General features: G+C 67.0%; 15 protein-coding genes. 7 read left to right on the top strand and 8 right to left on the bottom strand.

What is annotated here, in order from left to right:
* The first annotated feature begins 4 nt into the window (after nt 1–4).
* Nucleotides 5–2,587, top strand: a complete 2,583-nt coding sequence (gene ptsP, locus PI86_RS10335) for a phosphoenolpyruvate--protein phosphotransferase (RefSeq protein ID WP_039321639.1) — start codon at nt 5–7, stop codon at nt 2,585–2,587.
* Between the two features lie 87 nt (nt 2,588–2,674).
* Nucleotides 2,675–4,438, top strand: coding sequence for an N-acetylglucosamine-specific PTS transporter subunit IIBC (nagE, locus tag PI86_RS10340; protein WP_039321641.1), 1,764 nt, complete (start codon nt 2,675–2,677; stop codon nt 4,436–4,438).
* A gap of 245 nt (nt 4,439–4,683) precedes the next feature.
* On the opposite strand, the gene cydX is transcribed toward nagE, so the two are convergent.
* From cydX to rpoH, 5 genes are all read right to left on the bottom strand, one after another.
* Nucleotides 4,684–4,806 (bottom strand): cytochrome bd-I oxidase subunit CydX, encoded by a 123-nt coding sequence (gene cydX, locus PI86_RS16390; protein WP_014895987.1) that lies wholly within the window; start codon nt 4,804–4,806, stop codon nt 4,684–4,686.
* A gap of 54 nt (nt 4,807–4,860) precedes the next feature.
* Nucleotides 4,861–5,997 (bottom strand): cytochrome d ubiquinol oxidase subunit II, encoded by a 1,137-nt coding sequence (gene cydB / locus PI86_RS10350; RefSeq protein ID WP_039321644.1) that lies wholly within the window; start codon nt 5,995–5,997, stop codon nt 4,861–4,863.
* Between the two features lie 31 nt (nt 5,998–6,028).
* The gene (locus tag PI86_RS10355) at nt 6,029–7,609 is read right to left on the bottom strand and encodes a cytochrome ubiquinol oxidase subunit I (RefSeq protein WP_039321646.1); all 1,581 of its coding nucleotides are present in this window, start codon (nt 7,607–7,609) and stop codon (nt 6,029–6,031) included.
* Nucleotides 7,599–7,877, bottom strand: coding sequence for a cytochrome oxidase putative small subunit CydP (gene cydP / locus PI86_RS10360; RefSeq protein WP_039321648.1), 279 nt, complete (start codon nt 7,875–7,877; stop codon nt 7,599–7,601). The genes PI86_RS10355 and cydP overlap by 11 nt, the downstream gene beginning before the upstream one ends.
* 367 nt (nt 7,878–8,244) lie before the next feature.
* Nucleotides 8,245–9,180, bottom strand: a complete 936-nt coding sequence (gene rpoH, locus PI86_RS10365) for an RNA polymerase sigma factor RpoH (protein WP_014895991.1) — start codon at nt 9,178–9,180, stop codon at nt 8,245–8,247.
* Nucleotides 9,181–9,540: 360 nt separating this feature from the next.
* Here rpoH and pagL point away from each other — a divergent pair, with 360 nt between their 5' ends.
* Both pagL and PI86_RS10375 read left to right on the top strand, forming a co-directional pair.
* On the top strand, nt 9,541–10,110 hold the full coding sequence (gene pagL / locus PI86_RS10370) for a lipid A 3-O-deacylase PagL (protein ID WP_039321651.1): 570 nt from the start codon (nt 9,541–9,543) through the stop codon (nt 10,108–10,110).
* A gap of 45 nt (nt 10,111–10,155) precedes the next feature.
* A complete protein-coding gene (locus PI86_RS10375; RefSeq protein ID WP_014895993.1) occupies nt 10,156–10,539 on the top strand; it encodes a nuclear transport factor 2 family protein in 384 nt (127 codons plus the stop codon).
* Between the two features lie 143 nt (nt 10,540–10,682).
* Here PI86_RS10375 and leuA read toward each other — a convergent pair whose 3' ends face one another.
* Nucleotides 10,683–12,329, bottom strand: a complete 1,647-nt coding sequence (gene leuA / locus PI86_RS10380; protein ID WP_039321654.1) for a 2-isopropylmalate synthase — start codon at nt 12,327–12,329, stop codon at nt 10,683–10,685.
* A 391-nt stretch (nt 12,330–12,720) separates the two neighbouring features.
* Nucleotides 12,721–13,695 (bottom strand): DNA-binding protein YbiB, encoded by a 975-nt coding sequence (gene ybiB / locus PI86_RS10385; RefSeq protein ID WP_039321657.1) that lies wholly within the window; start codon nt 13,693–13,695, stop codon nt 12,721–12,723.
* Nucleotides 13,696–13,895: 200 nt separating this feature from the next.
* Between ybiB and maiA the strand changes: the two genes are divergently transcribed.
* Nucleotides 13,896–14,540 carry a maleylacetoacetate isomerase gene (gene maiA / locus PI86_RS10390; protein WP_039321660.1) on the top strand — a complete coding sequence of 215 codons (645 nt, stop codon included), beginning with the start codon at nt 13,896–13,898 and terminating at the stop codon, nt 14,538–14,540.
* A gap of 77 nt (nt 14,541–14,617) precedes the next feature.
* On the opposite strand, the gene ftsY is transcribed toward maiA, so the two are convergent.
* A complete protein-coding gene (gene ftsY, locus PI86_RS10395) occupies nt 14,618–15,772 on the bottom strand; it encodes a signal recognition particle-docking protein FtsY (RefSeq protein WP_039321663.1) in 1,155 nt (384 codons plus the stop codon).
* A 201-nt stretch (nt 15,773–15,973) separates the two neighbouring features.
* Between ftsY and rsmD the strand changes: the two genes are divergently transcribed.
* Nucleotides 15,974–16,588 carry a 16S rRNA (guanine(966)-N(2))-methyltransferase RsmD gene (rsmD, locus tag PI86_RS10400; protein WP_039321667.1) on the top strand — a complete coding sequence of 205 codons (615 nt, stop codon included), beginning with the start codon at nt 15,974–15,976 and terminating at the stop codon, nt 16,586–16,588.
* 112 nt (nt 16,589–16,700) lie between these two features.
* The gene (gene coaD, locus PI86_RS10405; protein WP_014895999.1) at nt 16,701–17,198 is read left to right on the top strand and encodes a pantetheine-phosphate adenylyltransferase; all 498 of its coding nucleotides are present in this window, start codon (nt 16,701–16,703) and stop codon (nt 17,196–17,198) included.
* Nucleotides 17,199–17,230: the final 32 nt, after the last annotated feature.

Here is a 17,230-nt window from a genome sequence, read left to right on the forward strand (position 1 = left end):
GCCGATGAGACGCGCCGAGGAGTCCCAGTTGAAGAGTTCCACCCATGATCAGATCGTCCTGCTTGCCCCGTTGACCGGGCCGATCGTCGCGCTGGCCGATGTGCCCGATCCGGTGTTCTCCGGCGGGATGTTCGGCGACGGCATCGGCATCGACCCGCTCGCGGGCAAGCTCGTCGCGCCGTGCGCCGGCGTCGTGTCGCATCTCGCGCGCACCGGCCACGCGGTGACGATCACGACGCCGCACGGTGCCGAAGTGTTGCTGCATATCGGCATCGACACCGTCGAGCTGAACGGGCAGGGCTTCACCGCGCACGTCGAAGCCGGCGCGCGTATCGAGGCGGGCGATCTGCTGATCGAGTTCGACCAGGACGCGGTCGCGCGCAGCGCGCATTCGCTGGTGTCGGTGATCGCGATCGCGAACTCCGACGCGTTCGACGTCGTCGAGCGCGCGAGCGGATTCGCGACGGCCGGCGAGACACCGCTCCTGACGCTGCGCGGCAAGGGCGAAGCCGCCGTGCAGGCGGCGCAGGCCGGCGCCGCGGCGATGAACGAAGTGCGCCGCGAGATCGTGCTGACGCAGCCGGGCGGCCTGCATGCACGCCCCGCCGCACGGGCGCGTGAATCCGTGCGCGGCTTCGACGCGACGGTCGACGTGCAGTTCGACGGCCGCAAGGCGTCGATCGCGAGCGTCGTGGGCCTGCTCGGCCTCGGCGCGGGCGAGGGTGCGACGATCGAACTGGTCGGCCGCGGCGCGCACGCGCAGCAAGCCGTCGACGCGGTCGAGCACGAGCTGCTGCGCGAAGCGCACGGCGAAGTCGAGGAGAAGCCGGCGCGGCTGCATTCGCCTGCGCCGCAGGCGGCCGTGCACCACACCGGCGCATCCCTCGACCCGAACACGCTCGCAGGCGTGTGCGCGGCGCCCGGCATCGCGGTCGGCACGCTGGTGCGGCTCGACGATGCGGACCTCGTGCCGCCCGAACAGGCGACCGGCACGCCCGCATCGGAAAGCCGCCACCTCGACCAGGCGCTGAAGGCCGTCGACGCCGAACTCGACGAAACGGTGCGCAACGCGTCGGCGCGCGGCGCGGTCGGCGAGGCGGGCATCTTCGCGGTGCATCGCGTGCTGCTCGAAGATCCGACGCTGGTCGACGCGGCGCGCGACCAGATCAGCCTCGGCAAGAGCGCGGGCTTCGCATGGCGCGCGACGATCCGCGCGCAGATCGACACGCTGTCGAAGCTCGACGACGCGCTGCTCGCCGAGCGCGCGGCCGACCTGCGCGACATCGAGAAGCGCGTGCTGCGCGCGCTCGGCCACACGAGCGGCGCGACGCGCGCGCTGCCCGACGAGGCCGTGCTCGCCGCCGAGGAATTCACGCCGTCGGACCTGTCGTCGCTCGATCGCCAGCGCGTGACCGCGCTCGTGATGGCGCGCGGCGGCGCGACGTCGCACGCGGCGATCATCGCGCGCCAGCTCGGCATTCCGGCGCTCGTTGCGGTCGGCGATGCGCTGTACGCGATTCCGGACGGCACGCAGGTCGTCGTCGATGCGAGCGCGGGCCGTCTCGAACACGCGCCGAGCGCACTCGACGTCGAACGCGCGCGCCACGAACGCGAGCGCCTCGATGGCGTGCGCGAAGCGAACCGGCAGACGGCCGGCGCCGCCGCCGCGACCACCGACGGCCGCGCGATCGAGATCGCCGCGAACATCGCGACGCTCGACGACGCGCACACCGCGGTCGACAACGGCGCGGACGCGATCGGCCTGCTGCGCACCGAGCTGATGTTCATCCATCGCCAGGCCGCGCCGACTGTCGTCGAACACCAGCAAAGCTACCAGTCGATCATCGACGCGCTGCAGGGCCGCACCGCGATCATCCGCACGCTCGACGTCGGCGCCGACAAGGAAGTCGACTACTTGACGCTGCCGCCCGAACCGAACCCGGCGCTCGGCCTGCGCGGCATCCGCCTCGCGCAGGTGCGCCCGGACCTGCTCGACGATCAGTTGCAGGGCCTGCTCGCGGTGAAGCCGTTCGGCGCCGTGCGCATCCTGCTGCCGATGGTGACCGATGCGGGCGAGCTCGTGCGGCTGCGCAAGCGCATCGACGAATTCGCGCGCGCGCAGGGGCGCACCGAGCCGATCGAGGTCGGCGCGATGATCGAGGTGCCGTCCGCGGCGCTGCTGGCCGACCAGCTCGCGCAGCACGCGGATTTCCTGTCGATCGGCACCAACGACCTGACGCAGTACACGCTGGCGATGGACCGCTGCCAGGCCGACCTGGCAGCGCAGTCCGACGGACTGCATCCGGCCGTGCTGCGCCTGATCGACATCGCGGTGCGCGGCGCGGCAAGACACGGCAAGTGGGTCGGCGTGTGCGGCGCGCTGGGCGGCGATCCGCTCGCGGTGCCGATCCTCGTCGGCCTCGGCGTGACCGAACTGTCGGTCGACCCGGTCTCGGTGCCGGGCATCAAGGCGCGCGTGCGCCGTCTCGATTACCAGCTGTGTCGCCAGCGTGCGCAGGATCTGCTCGCACTCGACTCGGCACAGGCGGTAAGGGCAGCAAGCCGCGAGGTCTGGCCGCTCGACTGAACGTCGACGGCGGGCGCGCGACTCGTTTCACTACGAAAGCAATTAGGTCAACGACGCTTAATGACGAGACATGGATTGGAGGACTGAATGGACGGGAATCCGTTTCTGAAGATACAGGGCCTGGGCCGGGCGCTGATGCTGCCGATCGCGGTGTTGCCGGTTGCCGGCATCCTGCTGCGACTCGGGCAGGCGGATGTATTCAACATCAAGATGATTGCCGACGCCGGCGGGGCGATCTTCGACAACCTGCCGCTGCTGTTCGCGATCGGCGTGGCAGTCGGTTTCGCGAAGGACAATAACGGCGTGGCGGCACTCGCGGGCGCGATCGGCTACCTGATCGAAACCGCGATCATGAAGGACATCGATCCCAAGCTGAACATGGGCGTGCTGTCCGGGATCATTGCGGGCGTGGTCGCGGGCTTGCTGTACAACCGCTACAAGGACATCAAGCTGCCCGACTACCTCGCGTTCTTCGGCGGCAAGCGGTTCGTGCCGATCATCACCGGGCTGGTGTGCGTGATACTCGGCATCGTATTCGGCTACGTGTGGCAGCCGGTCCAGCATGCGATCGACGCGGCCGGCCAGTGGCTGACGACGGCAGGCGCGATCGGTGCGTTCGTGTTCGGCTTCCTGAACCGCCTGCTGCTCGTCACGGGCCTGCACCACATCATCAACTCGCTCGCGTGGTTCGTGTTCGGCAACTTCACGCCGCCGGCCGGCGGCGAGATCGTGCACGGCGACCTGCACCGCTTCTTCGCGGGCGATCCGACTGCGGGCACCTTCATGGCCGGCTTCTTCCCGATCATGATGTTCGGCCTGCCGGCCGCGTGTCTCGCAATGCTGCACGAAGCGCCGAAGGAGCGCCGCGCGATGGTCGGCGGCCTGCTGTTCTCGATGGCGCTCACGTCGTTCCTGACCGGCGTGACCGAGCCGATCGAATTCAGCTTCATGTTCCTCGCGCCGGTGCTGTACGTGATCCACGCGGTGCTCACCGGGCTGTCGCTCGCGATCTGCCAGATGCTCGGCTTGAAGCTCGGCTTCACGTTCTCGGCCGGCGCGATCGACTACGGGCTGAACTACGGCCTGTCGACGAAGGGCTGGCTCGCGATTCCGCTCGGCATCGCGTACGGCGCCGCGTACTACGGGCTGTTCCGCTTCTTCATCCGCAAGTTCAACATGGCGACGCCGGGCCGCGAACCGGCGTCGGCCGATGCGGCGACCGATTCGTACGCATCGGGCGGCTTCGTCGCGCCGGCTGGCGGTGTCGCTGCGGCCGCTCCGCGCGCGCAGCGCTACATCGCCGCGCTCGGCGGTGCGGGCAACCTGACGGTCGTCGACGCGTGTACGACGCGCCTGCGCCTGACCGTCGTCGATGCGGCGAAGGTGTCGGAGCCGGAGCTGAAGTCGATCGGCGCGCGCGGCGTGCTCAAGCGCGGCGGCAACAGCGTGCAGGTGATCATCGGGCCCGAGGCCGACATCATTGCCGACGAGATGCGTTCGGCCATCGGCAGCGGCGCGACCGGCGCCGCGCAGACGGCCACGGCCGCGGCTGCGCAGCCGGTCGCGGGCGCGGTAGCCGGCCCGCTCGATCCCGATCCGCTGCGCTGGCTCGCGGTGTTCGGCGGGGCGACCAACGTCGCATCGCTCGACGCGATCGCGACCACGCGACTGCGCGTCGTCGTGCGCGACGCCTCGGCGGTCGATCGCGATCGCCTTGGCGCGCTCGACGTTGCATGGGTGTCGCCGGACACGTTCCACATCGTCTGCGGCAACGTGGCGGCACGTTATGCGGAACAGCTCGGCACGAGGCTGCCGCCGACGGGCGGCGACGCGGCCGTACAACCGGCCTGATCCGATGAGGCCGGTCCGATCCGCGCAGCGGATCCGGACCGCCGGTCGGTAAAGCGAAAACGGCTTGCGTGTGTCGCAAGCCGTTTTCATCTTTGGGGCGGCGATCCGGCTCGGGGGATGCCGTGTCGACACGGCAATCGGTTGCCCCGGACTGCCCGGACGAAAAAAAACCTCGCATGTAGCGAGGTTCGTTCCCGACGGCGGGCGGCGGGGCGATCATTCGCCCGCCGCGCATGCGTCAAGTATCAGTCGCGGCGTGCGCGCACCGGCGCTTCCGGCGACTTCTGCCGCGCTTCGAGCCACATCGCGTTGACGATGCCGAACGAAAGCGCGACGCCGATACCGAGAATCCAGCTGAAATACCACATGGTCCGACTCCTTTTGAAACGGTGGGCAAGGGCGCGTGCGCGCCCCGGCCGGGTTCAATACATCGAGTGCGTGTTCTCTTCGAGTGTCTGGCGCGTGACCTTGCCGCGCATCACGCGATACACCCAGCTCGTGTAGAGCAGCACGATCGGCAGGAACACGATCACCGCGAACAGCATGACCTGCAGCGTCATGTGGCTCGACGTCGAATCCCATACGGTCAGGCTGCTGCGTGGGTCGAGCGACGACGGCATGATGAACGGGAACATCGAGAAGCCCGCGGTCAGGATCACGCCGGCGATCATCAGCCCGGTGCAGAAGAAGGCCGTCTTCTCCTGCTTCGAGCCGGCGAGCAGCATCGCGAGCAGGCCGCCCGCGATGCCGACGACGGGCGCCGCGATCATCCACGGGAATTCGCTGTAGTTCGCGAGCCACAGGCCCGAGCCGGCGGCGACGTCCTTCAGCAGCGGGTTCGCGACCGTGTTGGTGGGCGCGGCATGCGTGATGTGGAAGCCGCCGATATACGATGCGACCAGCACGCCGGCCAGTACGAACAGCACGACCGCGAGGAACGCCGACACGCGCAGCGCGATCGACGCGCGGCGCGCGATCACGCCGTCGGTCTTCATCTTGATGAACGCGGCGCCGTGCGCGACGAGCATCGTGAGGCTGACGAGCCCGCAGAGCAGCGCGAACGGGTTCAGCAGCGCCCAGAAGCTGCCGTAGTAGGTCACGCGCAGGTCGCTGTCGAACTGGAACGGCACGCCCTGCAGCAGGTTGCCGAACGCGACGCCGAACACCAGCGCCGGCACGAAGCCGCCGACGAACAGGCCCCAGTCCCAACCCGCGCGCCAGCGCGGGTCAGGCCGCTTGCTGCGGTAGTCGAAGCCGACCGGCCGGAAGAACAGCGCGAACAGCACGAGCAGCATCGCGAAGTAGAAGCCGGAGAACGACGCGGCGTAGACGAGCGGCCACGCGGCGAACATCGCGCCGCCGGCCGTGATCAGCCACACCTGGTTGCCTTCCCACGTCGCGCCGACGGTGTTGACGATGATGCGCCGCTCGTCGTCGGTCTTGCCGAGGAACGGCAGCAGCGCGGTCGCGCCCATGTCGAAGCCGTCGGTGACGGCGAAGCCGATCAGCAGTACGCCGACGAGCAGCCACCAGATCAGCTTGAGAGTTGCATAGTCCATAGCGATTCCTTGTTCCGTTGCAGGGGCGTGCTCAAACCGCGGCGCGCTCGCCGGCAGCGGCGAGTTCGTGGTGATAGCGGCCGGTGTGCAGCGACGACGGGCCGAGACGCGCGTACTTGAACATCAGCTTGATCTCGATGACGAACAGCACGGTATAGAACAGGACAAAGCCCGCGAGACTCAGGTACAGGTCGCTCGGCTTCAGGCTGGACGCGGACAGGTGCGTCGGCAGCACGCCGGCGATCGTCCACGGCTGGCGGCCGAGCTCGGCGACGATCCAGCCGAATTCGATCGCGATCCACGGCAGCGGGATCGCCCACACCGCATAGCGCAGGAACCAGCGGCGGTTGTCCTGCAGCAGTTCGCGGCGCGCGCAGAACCAGAACGCGGCAATGAACGTCGCGACGAACAGGAAGCCGAGAGCCACCATGATCCGGAACGAGAAGAACACGGGCGCGACTGGCGGGATCGTCTTCTTCGCGGCGGCCTTGATCTGCTCGGGCGTCGCATCGACCACGTTCGGCGTGAACTGCTTGAGCATCAGCCCGTAGCCGAGGTACTGCTTGTGCTGGTCGAACAGCGCGCGGGTCGCGTCGCTCGTGTCGCCCTGCTTGATCTTCTGCAGCGCGCCGTACGCAATCATCCCGCTCTGGATGTGCTCCTCGCTGTGCTTCGCGAGCTCGCGCAGGCCGATCACCGGTTCGTCGATCGAGCGCGTCGCGATCAGGCCGAGCGCGTACGGGATCTTGATCGCGTAGTCGGTGCGCTGTTCTTCCTGGTTCGGAATCCCGATCAGCGTGAACGACGCGGGTGCCGACTGCGTTTCCCATTCGGATTCGATCGCGGCGAGCTTCATCTTCTGCACTTCGCCGGTCGTATAGCCCGATTCGTCGCCGAGCACGATCACGCAGAGCGTCGCCGCGAGGCCGAAGCCGGCCGCGACCGCGAACGAGCGCAGCGCGAAGTCGACGTCGCGCTTCTTCAGCAGGTACCACGACGACACGCCGAGCACGAACATCGCCGCCGACACGTAGCCGGCCGACACCGTATGCACGAACTTCACCTGCGCGACGGGGTTGAACAGCACGTCGAACAGGCTCGTCATCTCCATGCGCATCGTCTGGTAGTTGAACTCGGCGCCGACCGGGTTGTTCATCCAGCCGTTCGCGACGAGGATCCACAGCGCGGACAGGTTCGAGCCCAGCGCGACGAGGAACGTGACCATCAGGTGCTTGACCTTCGACAGGCGGTTCCAGCCGAAGAAGAACAGGCCGACGAAGGTCGATTCGAGGAAGAACGCCATCAGGCCTTCGACCGCGAGCGGTACGCCGAAGATGTCGCCGACGTAGTGCGAGTAATACGACCAGTTCGTGCCGAACTGGAATTCGAGCGTGATGCCGGTCGTCACGCCCATCGCGAAGTTGATCCCGAACAGCTTGCCCCAGAACTGGGTCATGTCCTTGTAGACCTGCTTGCCGGTCATCACGTAGACGGCTTCCATGATGACGAGCAGCCAGGACAGGCCGAGCGTCAACGGCACGAACAGGAAGTGGTAGAGCGCCGTGATGCCGAACTGCAGACGCGACAGATCGACGACTTCACTACTTATCATGGTGGTCTCCCTCGGTAGATGCTGGCGCCGGCACCGAGAGCAGCTTCTCGGCGACGGCGGCAGGCGGCAGCGACATGTGCTCGGCCTGCGGATGATTGAAGAATGCGTATTTGAGCGACATCAGGAGGATCAGCTTGACGATCAGCACCAGGGTGATGTCGCGGGCGAGGGTTGGGCCGCGTGCCCACGCGGCGACGCGCGCGCGCCAGCCGATCGTGCCGGCCGGCCGCGGGGGAGGCGGCGCAGGCTCTTTATTGATCGAGATCAAGGCGATTATCCTGAATCGATTTACGTCGGATTTGGGGCGACTTTACGTCGGATTTATGACGGCCGTGAAGCTGTGTTAATCCTTTTGCGCCTTACATGCCAATTTTAAAAGGACGGCTTTCCGATGCCGAGTGCTGCGCTGCGGCAGACCGTCGCGAAACGGGGGGCAAAAGTTGAGGCAGATCAAGGTTATGCGGAAGGGGCGCGCAAACGGCCTAATACCTGATGAATCAGGTCAATTAATCGGTAGAGAAACGGGCGGAGAAGCGCGTGCAGAAGCGCGTGAAAGCAGCGAAACAGACGGGCGAAAAAAAACCGCTGCCGGTCGGGCAGCGGTTTTCGATGAGGCGCTCTAAATCGCCAGGGATTTACGCGTATTCGGCGAGGGCGGTGCGCATCTTTTTCATTGCGCTCGCTTCGATCTGGCGGATGCGTTCCGCCGACACGCCGAATTCGGCGGCGAGATCGTGCAGCGTCGAGCCGCCCGAGCCGTCGTCGTCGACGTGCAGCCAGCGCGCCTCGATGATCCGGCGGCTGCGTGCGTCGAGCGCTTCCAGCGCCTGTGCGATACCGTCCGTCTGCAGCATGTCGCGCTGACGCGCGGCCAGCACGGCGGTCGGCTCGTTGTGCGAATCGGCCAGGTAGGCGATCGGCGCATACGACTCCTCGCCGTCCTCGACCTGCCCTTCGAGCGCGATGTCGCCGCCCGACAGGCGCGTTTCCATCTCGGTCACGTCTTCGCGCTTGACGTTGAGCTCCTGCGCGAGGCCGTCGATTTCCTCGGGCGTCATCGCCTGCATGCTCTTCTTGTGGCTGCGCAGGTTGAAGAACAGCTTGCGCTGCGCCTTCGTCGTCGCGACCTTCACCATCCGCCAGTTGCGCAGGATGTACTCGTGGATCTCGGCCTTGATCCAGTGGATCGCGTACGACACGAGACGCACGTTCTGCGCCGGATCGAAGCGCTTCACGGCCTTCATCAGGCCGATGTTGCCTTCCTGGATCAGGTCGCCGTGCGGCAGGCCGTAGCCGAGATAGTTGCGCGCGATCGACACGACGAGCCGCAGGTGCGACAGCACGAGACGGCGTGCCGAGTCGAGGTTGTTGTCGTCGCGGAATTCGGTCGCGTACTGGCGTTCCTCTTCGGCGGTCAGCAGGGGAATCCGGTTGACGGCCTGGATATACGCGTCGATGTTGCCAAGCTGGCCCGGCAACATCGATTGAGTTGCGAGCGCCAGCGAGCCTGCCGATTCGGCCTTGGCCGGCGTCGGGCTCAGGGTGTTCGGAAGGGTCAGAGCGTGGCTCACTAAAAAACTCCTTTGGAATCAGGGACAAACCCTTGGTCTCGGATGAGATTCCGAGGGCCATCTTAGCACTCCCGCAATCCGAGTGCTAATTCCTTAGAGGGTGCGGGGGCATCGGAGTTCCCGATTTTCTATCGAACTTGTCGAGTCGATAGTCTAATTTGCGACCGGGATGGCGTGATGAAGTTCCGTAAGTTATTGTTTCTGATAGTAATCAGTAGACGATTTCGATTTTTGTAGTTTTGGAAGCAAACAATTTCGTTTCGTGATGCCGATCCGAAAAGTCCTTTACCATACCATTCAGTTCGCTCGGGCCAGGCCGCTGCGGCAGGCTCCATTCAACCCACAAAGTTGGAGTGTCAGATGAACAATAAGAAGAATCGCCGGCCTCGTAGCCGGTTTGCGTTGCACGCGATGCTGGCGGCGTCGCTGCTGGGCGGATCGGGTGCCGCGTTCGCGGATCGGTGGGGGATCCAGGCGGGCGGCGGGTTTTCCGATCGGCACGGGATCGACAAGGGCGATCTCGGCGTGGTGTGGGATCCGGGCTGGAACTGGTGGGAAATCGGCGGCTGGCACTTTGCGTTCGTGGTGGAAGGGCACGCAGGCTACTGGCACACGAGCGGCAACGTTCACAGCAGCATCGGCGAATTCGGGGTGACGCCGATGTTCCGCTTCATCAAGAGCGCGGGGCAGATTCGCCCGTTCATCGAGGCCGGCGGCGGCGTCCGGGTTCTGACGCATCCGACGATCTCGGACAACTTCTCGCTGTCGACCGCATTCCAGTTCGCGCCTACTGCGGGCGTGGGCGTGCAGTTCGGCCAACGGCAACAGTATCAGGTCGGCTACCGTTTTGAACATGTGTCTAACGCGGGTATCAAAGAGCCGAATCCTGGTATAAATTTCCACCAGTTCTACGTGCAGTACAACTTCTGATCCGCACGCCCGCGCACGGCGGGCGCGTTGCCGAGGAGTCAGGCGATGGCGAAGGTGATCGATGCGATCCGCGCGCTCGAGCGCGATCGGTTCCGGGCGATGGTGGACGGGGACGGCGAGGCGCTCGACGCGCAATTGTCGGACAAGGTGTTCTTCGTGCACACCAACGGCAAACGCGAATCCAAGCAGCAGTTCATCGACGCCATCGTCGCCGGTCGCCGGCGCTATCGCCAGATCGAGATCCAGTCGCAGGATCTGCTGCCGGTCGGCGACGCAACCTGCGTCGTCACCGGGCGCGCGTTGATCGAGATGGAAACGAACAACGGCGGGCTGGTCTTCCCGATCGCCTATACCGCGGTCCATACCCATGAGCAGGGCCGCTGGCGCCTGCTGGCATGGCAGGCGACGCGGTGCGCAACCGAGACATGAGCGCGCGTGGCGCTCCTTTTCATGTCCCGACCGAAGCGGCCTTCTGGGCCGCTTTTTGTTGGCCCGTGCCGCGCGGATCGCGCGGCGCACGGGCGGTCACGCTCCGCTCGCTGACGTTCAAACCCTGAATCGAAGCCCGACGCTCAGGCCGCCGCGCGGCGGTCGGCGCAGTGCCAGGCCGAGCGGTTGATCGCGCTGACGACCGCGTCGAGCGCGGCGCTCGCCGTATCGGCGTGCAGCCCGACGCCATGCCGCAGCGGCGCATCGCCGACCCGGCAGCCGACCGATACCGCGATCCGTCCGTCCGTCGTGCGCGCGTGTTCGCACGACGCGACGTCGATCGTCGCGCCGGCCACCGTCGCGAAGGCTGCCGCCGCGCGTTGCACCGCGTCCTCGGGCGTCGCGTCGGCCGGCTGCGCACCGGCGATCTCGCGGTTCTGCCAGCGCGCGCCGTCGCCATGGCGCGTGGCCGGGCCGTCGGTCTCGAAGAATTCGCGGGCGAACAGCGCGCAGATCGCGTCGCCGGTCACTTCCTCGCCGGATGCGTCGGCGAGCGTCTGCACCGCGTGGCTGAATTCGATCTGCACGCGGCGCGTCGGCGTGAAGCCCATCCCGCGTTCGAGCAGGAACGTCGCGCCGCCCTTGCCGGACTGGCTGTTCACACGGATCACCGCGTCGTAGCTGCGGCCGAGGTCGGCCGGGTCGATCGGCAGGTACGGCACTTCCCACACCGCGTCGGGGCGCTGCTGCGCGAAGCCCTTGCGGATCGCGTCCTGGTGCGAGCCCGAGAATGCGGTGAACACGAGGTCGCCCGCGTACGGATGGCGCGGATGCACCGGAATCTGGTTGCAGCGCTCGACCACGCGGCGCACCGCGTCGATGTCGGAAAAGTCGAGGCCCGGGTCGATGCCCTGCGTATAAAGGTTCAGCGCGAGCGTGACGAGATCGACGTTGCCCGTACGCTCGCCGTTGCCGAACAGGCAGCCTTCGATGCGGTCGGCGCCCGCAAGCAGCGCGAGCTCGGCGGCCGCAACGGCGGTGCCGCGGTCGTTGTGCGGATGCACGGACAGCACGATGCTGTCGCGATACGCGAGGTTGCGGTCCATCCACTCGATCTGGTCGGCGAACACGTTCGGGCTCGCCGCCTCGACGGTCGCCGGCAGGTTGACGATCATCTTGTGATCGCGGGTCGGCCGCCAGGCCTGCGCGACTGCGTCGCAGATCTCGCGCGCGAACGTCAACTCGGTCATGCTGAAGGTTTCCGGCGAGTACTGGTAGGTCCAGTGCGTGCCGGGGCGCGCGGCGGCGTGTTCCTTGATGAGTCGCGTGCCCTCGACCGCGAGCGCCTTCACGTCGTCCTTCGACATCCCGAACACGATGCGCCGGAACGACGGGCAGACCGCGTTGTACAGGTGCACGATCGCGCGCGGCACGCCGTCGAGCGCGTCGAAGGTGCGGGCGATCAGGTCTTCGCGCGACTGCACGAGCACTTCGATCGTCACGTCGTCGGGGATGCGCTGCTCGTCGATCAGCTTGCGGACGAAATCGAAGTCGGTTTGCGACGCCGACGGAAAACCGACTTCGATCTCCTTGAAACCGATCGCGACCAGCATCTCGAAGAACTCGAGCTTCTGTTCGATGCTCATCGGCTCGATCAGCGACTGGTTGCCGTCGCGCAGGTCGGTGCTCATCCAGACCGGCGCACGCTCGATGGTGCGGGTCGGCCAGCGGCGGCCATTGATGCGGACGGGCTCGAACGGACGGTACTTGTCTTGCGGATTGCGCTTCATCTTCTGGACCTCGGGTCTCAAGTCGCGAGCGAAGACGGGCGGCATGGGCGACGGTTGGCGCTGCCTCGCACCGTGGCGCCGGATCGCGCTGCGGATGCGGATGATCTTCGCGAATCGACCGACGGATAGACGGACGAATGCTGACGACTTCGGGTTGTAAAAACTGCGAGAAGGGTGCTGCGAGGAACTGCTGGGAGGGACCGTGCGGACAGCACACGGCGCTACGAAAGCCTTAGGCTAGTCGTAGCGATAGCGGCCGCGCTAGGCGGCCGGAGGTAATTCGGAGGGTGTTCGGAAAGGAACGCATGAGGGCAACTCTATGCCAGGATGCGTGCGCGTGTCAAATGGTCGGTGGAAAGACCGGCACTACAGGGGGCCGGCCAGGGGGCGATCACGGCGCGATCCGGGTGATCTGTACGATCGTCTCGACCTGCCGCGCGAGCGTGTCGGGCACCGGAATCTCGCCGCGCAGCACGGCGTCCGTCCACGTGGCCGTCGTCGCCGCGTCGCGCGATTCGGGCAGTTCGACGGGCGGCGCGTCGGTCGACGAGCGTTCGGGCTCGATCAGCGTATCGCACACACCGTCGTGCAGCCAGTCGACCTGCACCTGGCGCCGCGTATCGGCGACGGCCTCGCCTTCGGTGCCGCGCGCGAGCAGCGCGCCGCCGAGCGCGGCGTCCGGATGATCACGGAACAGCTGCGCGAGGCTGTCGCGGTACGGCGGATGCGTGTAGTTCACGAGCCGCAGGCCGGCCGGCGCGAACGGTTGCAGGATCTTCACGAGCGTGTGCGTCGAATTGCGCACGCCGAGCACGCGGCGCAGCGACAGCAGGCGCGCGATGCGCGGCGCCAGCGCGTCGATCGGTGCGAACGCGACGCGGCGCTCGGCGAGCGTGTCTTCGATCGCATCGTGCGACGTCGACGGCGCGATCGACAGCGCCGAGAAGATCTCCGCGCTGGTCACCCGGCCCGGATCGCGCTCGACGCCGTGCACGAGCACCGGCACGCCTTCGCGCGCGAGCAGCAGCGCGAGCAGCGGCACCAGGTTCGGCTGCTTGCGCGCGCCGTTGTAGCTCGGGATCGACACCGGGCGGAACGCGGCATCCTGCACGTGCACGGGCTCGAACGACGCCTGCGCGGCGGCGAGCATCGCGGCCAGCTCGTCGGCGCTTTCACCCTTCAGGCGATAGGCGATCAGGATCGCGCCGAGTTCGACGTCCGACACGCGCGCATCGAGCATCGCGCGATAGAGCTCGAACGTGTCTTCGGCGGACAGCGCGCGCGCGCCGTGCGGGCCGCGGCCGATTTCCTTGATGAAGCGGGCGCAAGGGAACGGCGAGGCTGCGGAGTCGTGGGGTGCGGTCATCGGGGCGTGGGGCGGGCGGCCCGCATCGGGCCGCGCGGTGAGCGGTAAGGAATGCCCCGAGTATCGCACGGGCGCGGCCCGCCAAAGCGCGCGGCGGTGCGCGTCGACGCCACGTGGCGCGCTAAACTCTGGTTCCCGGCGGTGCCGCGCGTGCGCGGCGTGCCTCGTTGCCGGCCGCATACGACTACGAGAGACATCCCATGAAGCTCTACAGCTATTTCCGCAGTTCCGCGTCGTACCGCGTGCGGATCGCCCTGAACCTGAAGCAGCTGCCGTACGACACCGTCCCCGTTCACATGCTGCGCGACGGCGGCGAGCAACTGAAGGACGCATACCGGGCAGTGAATCCGGATGCGGTCGTGCCGACGCTGGTCGACGGCGATGCGACGCTGCAGCAATCGCTCGCGATCATCGAATACCTCGAGGAAACGCATCCCGAACCCGCGCTGCTGCCGAAGCAGCCGGTCGACCGCGCGTATGTGCGGGCGATCGCACTGCAGGTCGCGTGCGAGATCCATCCGCTCAACAACCTGCGCGTGCTGAAGTACCTGAAGCACACGCTGAAGGTGCCCGAGGACGCGAAGAACGCGTGGTACCGGCACTGGATCGAGGCGGGTTTCGCGTCGCTCGAGGCGCGCCTCGCGAACGATCCGCGCACCGGCAAGCTGTGCTTCGGCGACACGCCGACGCTCGCCGATATCTGCATCGTGCCGCAGGTGTTCAACGCGAACCGTTTCTCGATCGACACGACGCGCTTCCCGACGATCCAGCGGATCGCCGACCATGCATCGACGCTCGACGCGTTCAAGGCCGCCGAACCCGGCGTGCAACCCGACGCGGAATGACGCAGCGGCCGCCGGATTCAGGTCGCGCATGAAAAAGGGCGCCCGAAGGCGCCCTGTGCGGTGCGGGCCGGCGGCGTTCAGCCGAGCAGCGCGTCCGCGAATTCCACCGCGCTGAACGGCTGCAGGTCCTCGACCTTCTCGCCGACGCCGATGAAGTAGACCGGCACCGGGCGCTGCCGCGCGATCGCGGCGAGAATCCCGCCCTTCGCGGTGCCGTCGAGCTTCGTGACGATCAGGCCCGTGAGACCGAGCGCGTCGTCGAATGCCTTCACCTGCGTGAGCCCGTTCTGGCCCGTGTTCGCGTCGATCACGAGCAGCACCTCGTGAGGGGCGCCGTCGTGCGCCTTCGAGATCACGCGCTTCACCTTCTTCAGCTCTTCCATCAGGTGGAGCTGCGTCGGCAGGCGGCCGGCCGTGTCTGCCATCATCACGTCGATCTTGCGCGCGCGTGCGGCGCTGACCGCGTCGAAGATCACCGCGGCCGGGTCGCCGCTTTCCTGCTGCACGACCGTCACGTTGTTGCGCTCACCCCAGACCGCCAGCTGTTCGCGCGCGGCCGCGCGGAACGTGTCGCCCGCGGCCAGCAGCACCGACTGGTCGAAGCTCTGCAGATGCTTCGCGAGCTTGCCGATGCTGGTCGTCTTGCCCGCGCCGTTCACGCCCGTGATCATCATCACGAGCGGCTGCGCGCGGCCGAGCATCAGCGATTTCTCGAGCGGCTTCAGCAGTTCGACGAGCAGGTCGTGCAGCGCGCCCTTCACCTGCTGTGGGTCGGTCAGCCGGCCTGCGCGCACCTTCTCGCGCAGCGCGCCGAGCAGGTACTCGGTCGCGTCGACGCCGGCGTCCGACATCAGCAGCGCAGCTTCGAGCTCTTCATACAGATCCTCGTCGATCTTCGTATTGACGAACACGCCGGTGATGCTCGAGCCCGTCTTCGCGAGCCCCGTTTTCAGGCGCGCGAGCCACGATTTCTTCGCGGATGCGTCCTGCGTCGGCGGCGGCACGATCTCGACCGTTTCGACGACTTCGTCGCTGCCGTCGTTGGTCGGCGTGACGGTCATCACGACGGCCGGCGCGGCCGGTTGCGCGGGCGCTCGCGGCGCTTCGATCGCCTGGCGCGCGGCGGGGGCGGGCGCGTCGGACGGCTCGTCCTGGAGCGGCGCGTCGGCCGATTGCGATTCCGCGGAGTCGGGCTCCTGCGTTTTCTTGAATCGTTTGAAGAAGCTGAACATGGTCTGACGTCGGGAAGAGGGCGGGTGCCGCCAGGGCGGAGCGCCGGAGGGGCCGTCGCGCGTGCGCCCGGCGGCCGAAACCGTGCATTTTATCAGTGCGGCGGGTCACTCGCGTCAGCCGGTGCCGCTGCTGTGGTAACGTGCGCCTGTTTGGCGGTGCGCCCTCGTGCGCGCCCGGTCCCTCCGTTGTCGATATTCCGTATGTCCCGTTCCTCTTCCGGCCGCCCGGCGGCCACCCCTGGCCGCGGCAAGCCGCACACGATCCGCATCATCGGCGGCGACTGGAAACGCACGCCGCTCGCCGTGCTCGATCTCGACGGCCTGCGGCCGACCCCCGATCGCGTGCGCGAGACGCTGTTCAACTGGCTCGGCCAGGATCTCGAAGGCCGGCGCTGCCTCGACCTGTTCGCGGGTACCGGCGCGCTCGGTTTCGAGGCCGCGTCGCGCGGCGCGACGAGCGTCGTGATGGTCGAGCGCCACCCGCGCGCGGCGCAGCAGCTGCGCGCAATCAAGGACAAGCTCGGCGCACGCTCGGTCGAGGTCGCGGAAGCCGACGCGCTGCGGCTCGCAGCCGGGCTTACGCCCGGCGCGTTCGACGTCGTGTTCCTCGATCCGCCGTTCGGCGAGCCGGCCGTGCTCGATCGCTCGATCGCGCTGGCGGTGCCGCTCGTCGCGCAGGACGGCGCGCTGTACGTCGAGACGGGGGCGGAGCTCGACCCGGCCGCGCACGAAGCGCTCGCCGGCTGGCAGGTGGTGAAGCGCGGCCAGGCCGGTGCAGTTCACTATCATTTGCTGCGGCGCGAAAATGATGAATAATGCGCGTTCCATACGAGGCGGCGCGCCGTAAAGGCGACGCATTGCCCATCTCGGCAGTGGCGTGCGCGTGGCACGGCTGCCCCCCCGTTTGCGTGATGACAGGAGGAGCGACATGGTAGTCGCCGTGTATCCCGGTACGTTCGATCCGCTGACGCGCGGGCACGAAGACCTCGTGCGGCGTGCGTCGAGTATTTTTGATACGCTGGTGGTCGGTGTGGCCGACAGCCGCGCGAAGAAGCCGTTCTTCTCGCTGGAAGAACGTCTGACGATTGCGAACGAGGTGCTCGGTCATTATCCGAACGTGAAGGTGATGAGTTTCACCGGCCTGCTGAAGGACTTCGTCCGCGTCAACAACGCGCGCGTGATCGTGCGCGGCCTGCGTGCCGTGTCCGATTTCGAATATGAGTTCCAGATGGCAGGGATGAACCGCTATCTGCTGCCTGACGTCGAGACGATGTTCATGACGCCGTCCGATCAGTACCAGTTCATCTCGGGGACGATCGTGCGCGAAATCGCGCAGTTGGGCGGCGATGTCAGCAAGTTCGTGTTTCCGTCCGTCGAGAAGTGGCTGACCGAGAAAGTCGCTGCGATGGGAGGCCCGGCCGCGTGACGCGGCGCCGGCCGGTTTCATCGCGAAGCCGG

Source organism: Burkholderia sp. A9, from assembly GCF_000801975.1.

What these genes read in the sequence shown, in the direction of transcription:
- ftsY (WP_039321663.1), bottom strand. Translation starts at nt 15,772, where the DNA reads ATGTTCAGCTTCTTCAAACGATTCAAGAAAACGCAGGAGCCCGACTCC.
- maiA (WP_039321660.1), top strand. Translation starts at nt 13,896, where the DNA reads ATGAAGCTCTACAGCTATTTCCGCAGTTCCGCGTCGTACCGCGTGCGG.
- PI86_RS10375 (WP_014895993.1), top strand. Translation starts at nt 10,156, where the DNA reads ATGGCGAAGGTGATCGATGCGATCCGCGCGCTCGAGCGCGATCGGTTC.
- nagE (WP_039321641.1), top strand. Translation starts at nt 2,675, where the DNA reads ATGGACGGGAATCCGTTTCTGAAGATACAGGGCCTGGGCCGGGCGCTG.
- cydX (WP_014895987.1), bottom strand. Translation starts at nt 4,806, where the DNA reads ATGTGGTATTTCAGCTGGATTCTCGGTATCGGCGTCGCGCTTTCGTTC.
- ybiB (WP_039321657.1), bottom strand. Translation starts at nt 13,695, where the DNA reads ATGACCGCACCCCACGACTCCGCAGCCTCGCCGTTCCCTTGCGCCCGC.
- leuA (WP_039321654.1), bottom strand. Translation starts at nt 12,329, where the DNA reads ATGAAGCGCAATCCGCAAGACAAGTACCGTCCGTTCGAGCCCGTCCGC.
- cydB (WP_039321644.1), bottom strand. Translation starts at nt 5,997, where the DNA reads ATGGACTATGCAACTCTCAAGCTGATCTGGTGGCTGCTCGTCGGCGTA.
- PI86_RS10355 (WP_039321646.1), bottom strand. Translation starts at nt 7,609, where the DNA reads ATGATAAGTAGTGAAGTCGTCGATCTGTCGCGTCTGCAGTTCGGCATC.
- rsmD (WP_039321667.1), top strand. Translation starts at nt 15,974, where the DNA reads ATGTCCCGTTCCTCTTCCGGCCGCCCGGCGGCCACCCCTGGCCGCGGC.
- coaD (WP_014895999.1), top strand. Translation starts at nt 16,701, where the DNA reads ATGGTAGTCGCCGTGTATCCCGGTACGTTCGATCCGCTGACGCGCGGG.
- ptsP (WP_039321639.1), top strand. Translation starts at nt 5, where the DNA reads ATGAGACGCGCCGAGGAGTCCCAGTTGAAGAGTTCCACCCATGATCAG.
- pagL (WP_039321651.1), top strand. Translation starts at nt 9,541, where the DNA reads ATGAACAATAAGAAGAATCGCCGGCCTCGTAGCCGGTTTGCGTTGCAC.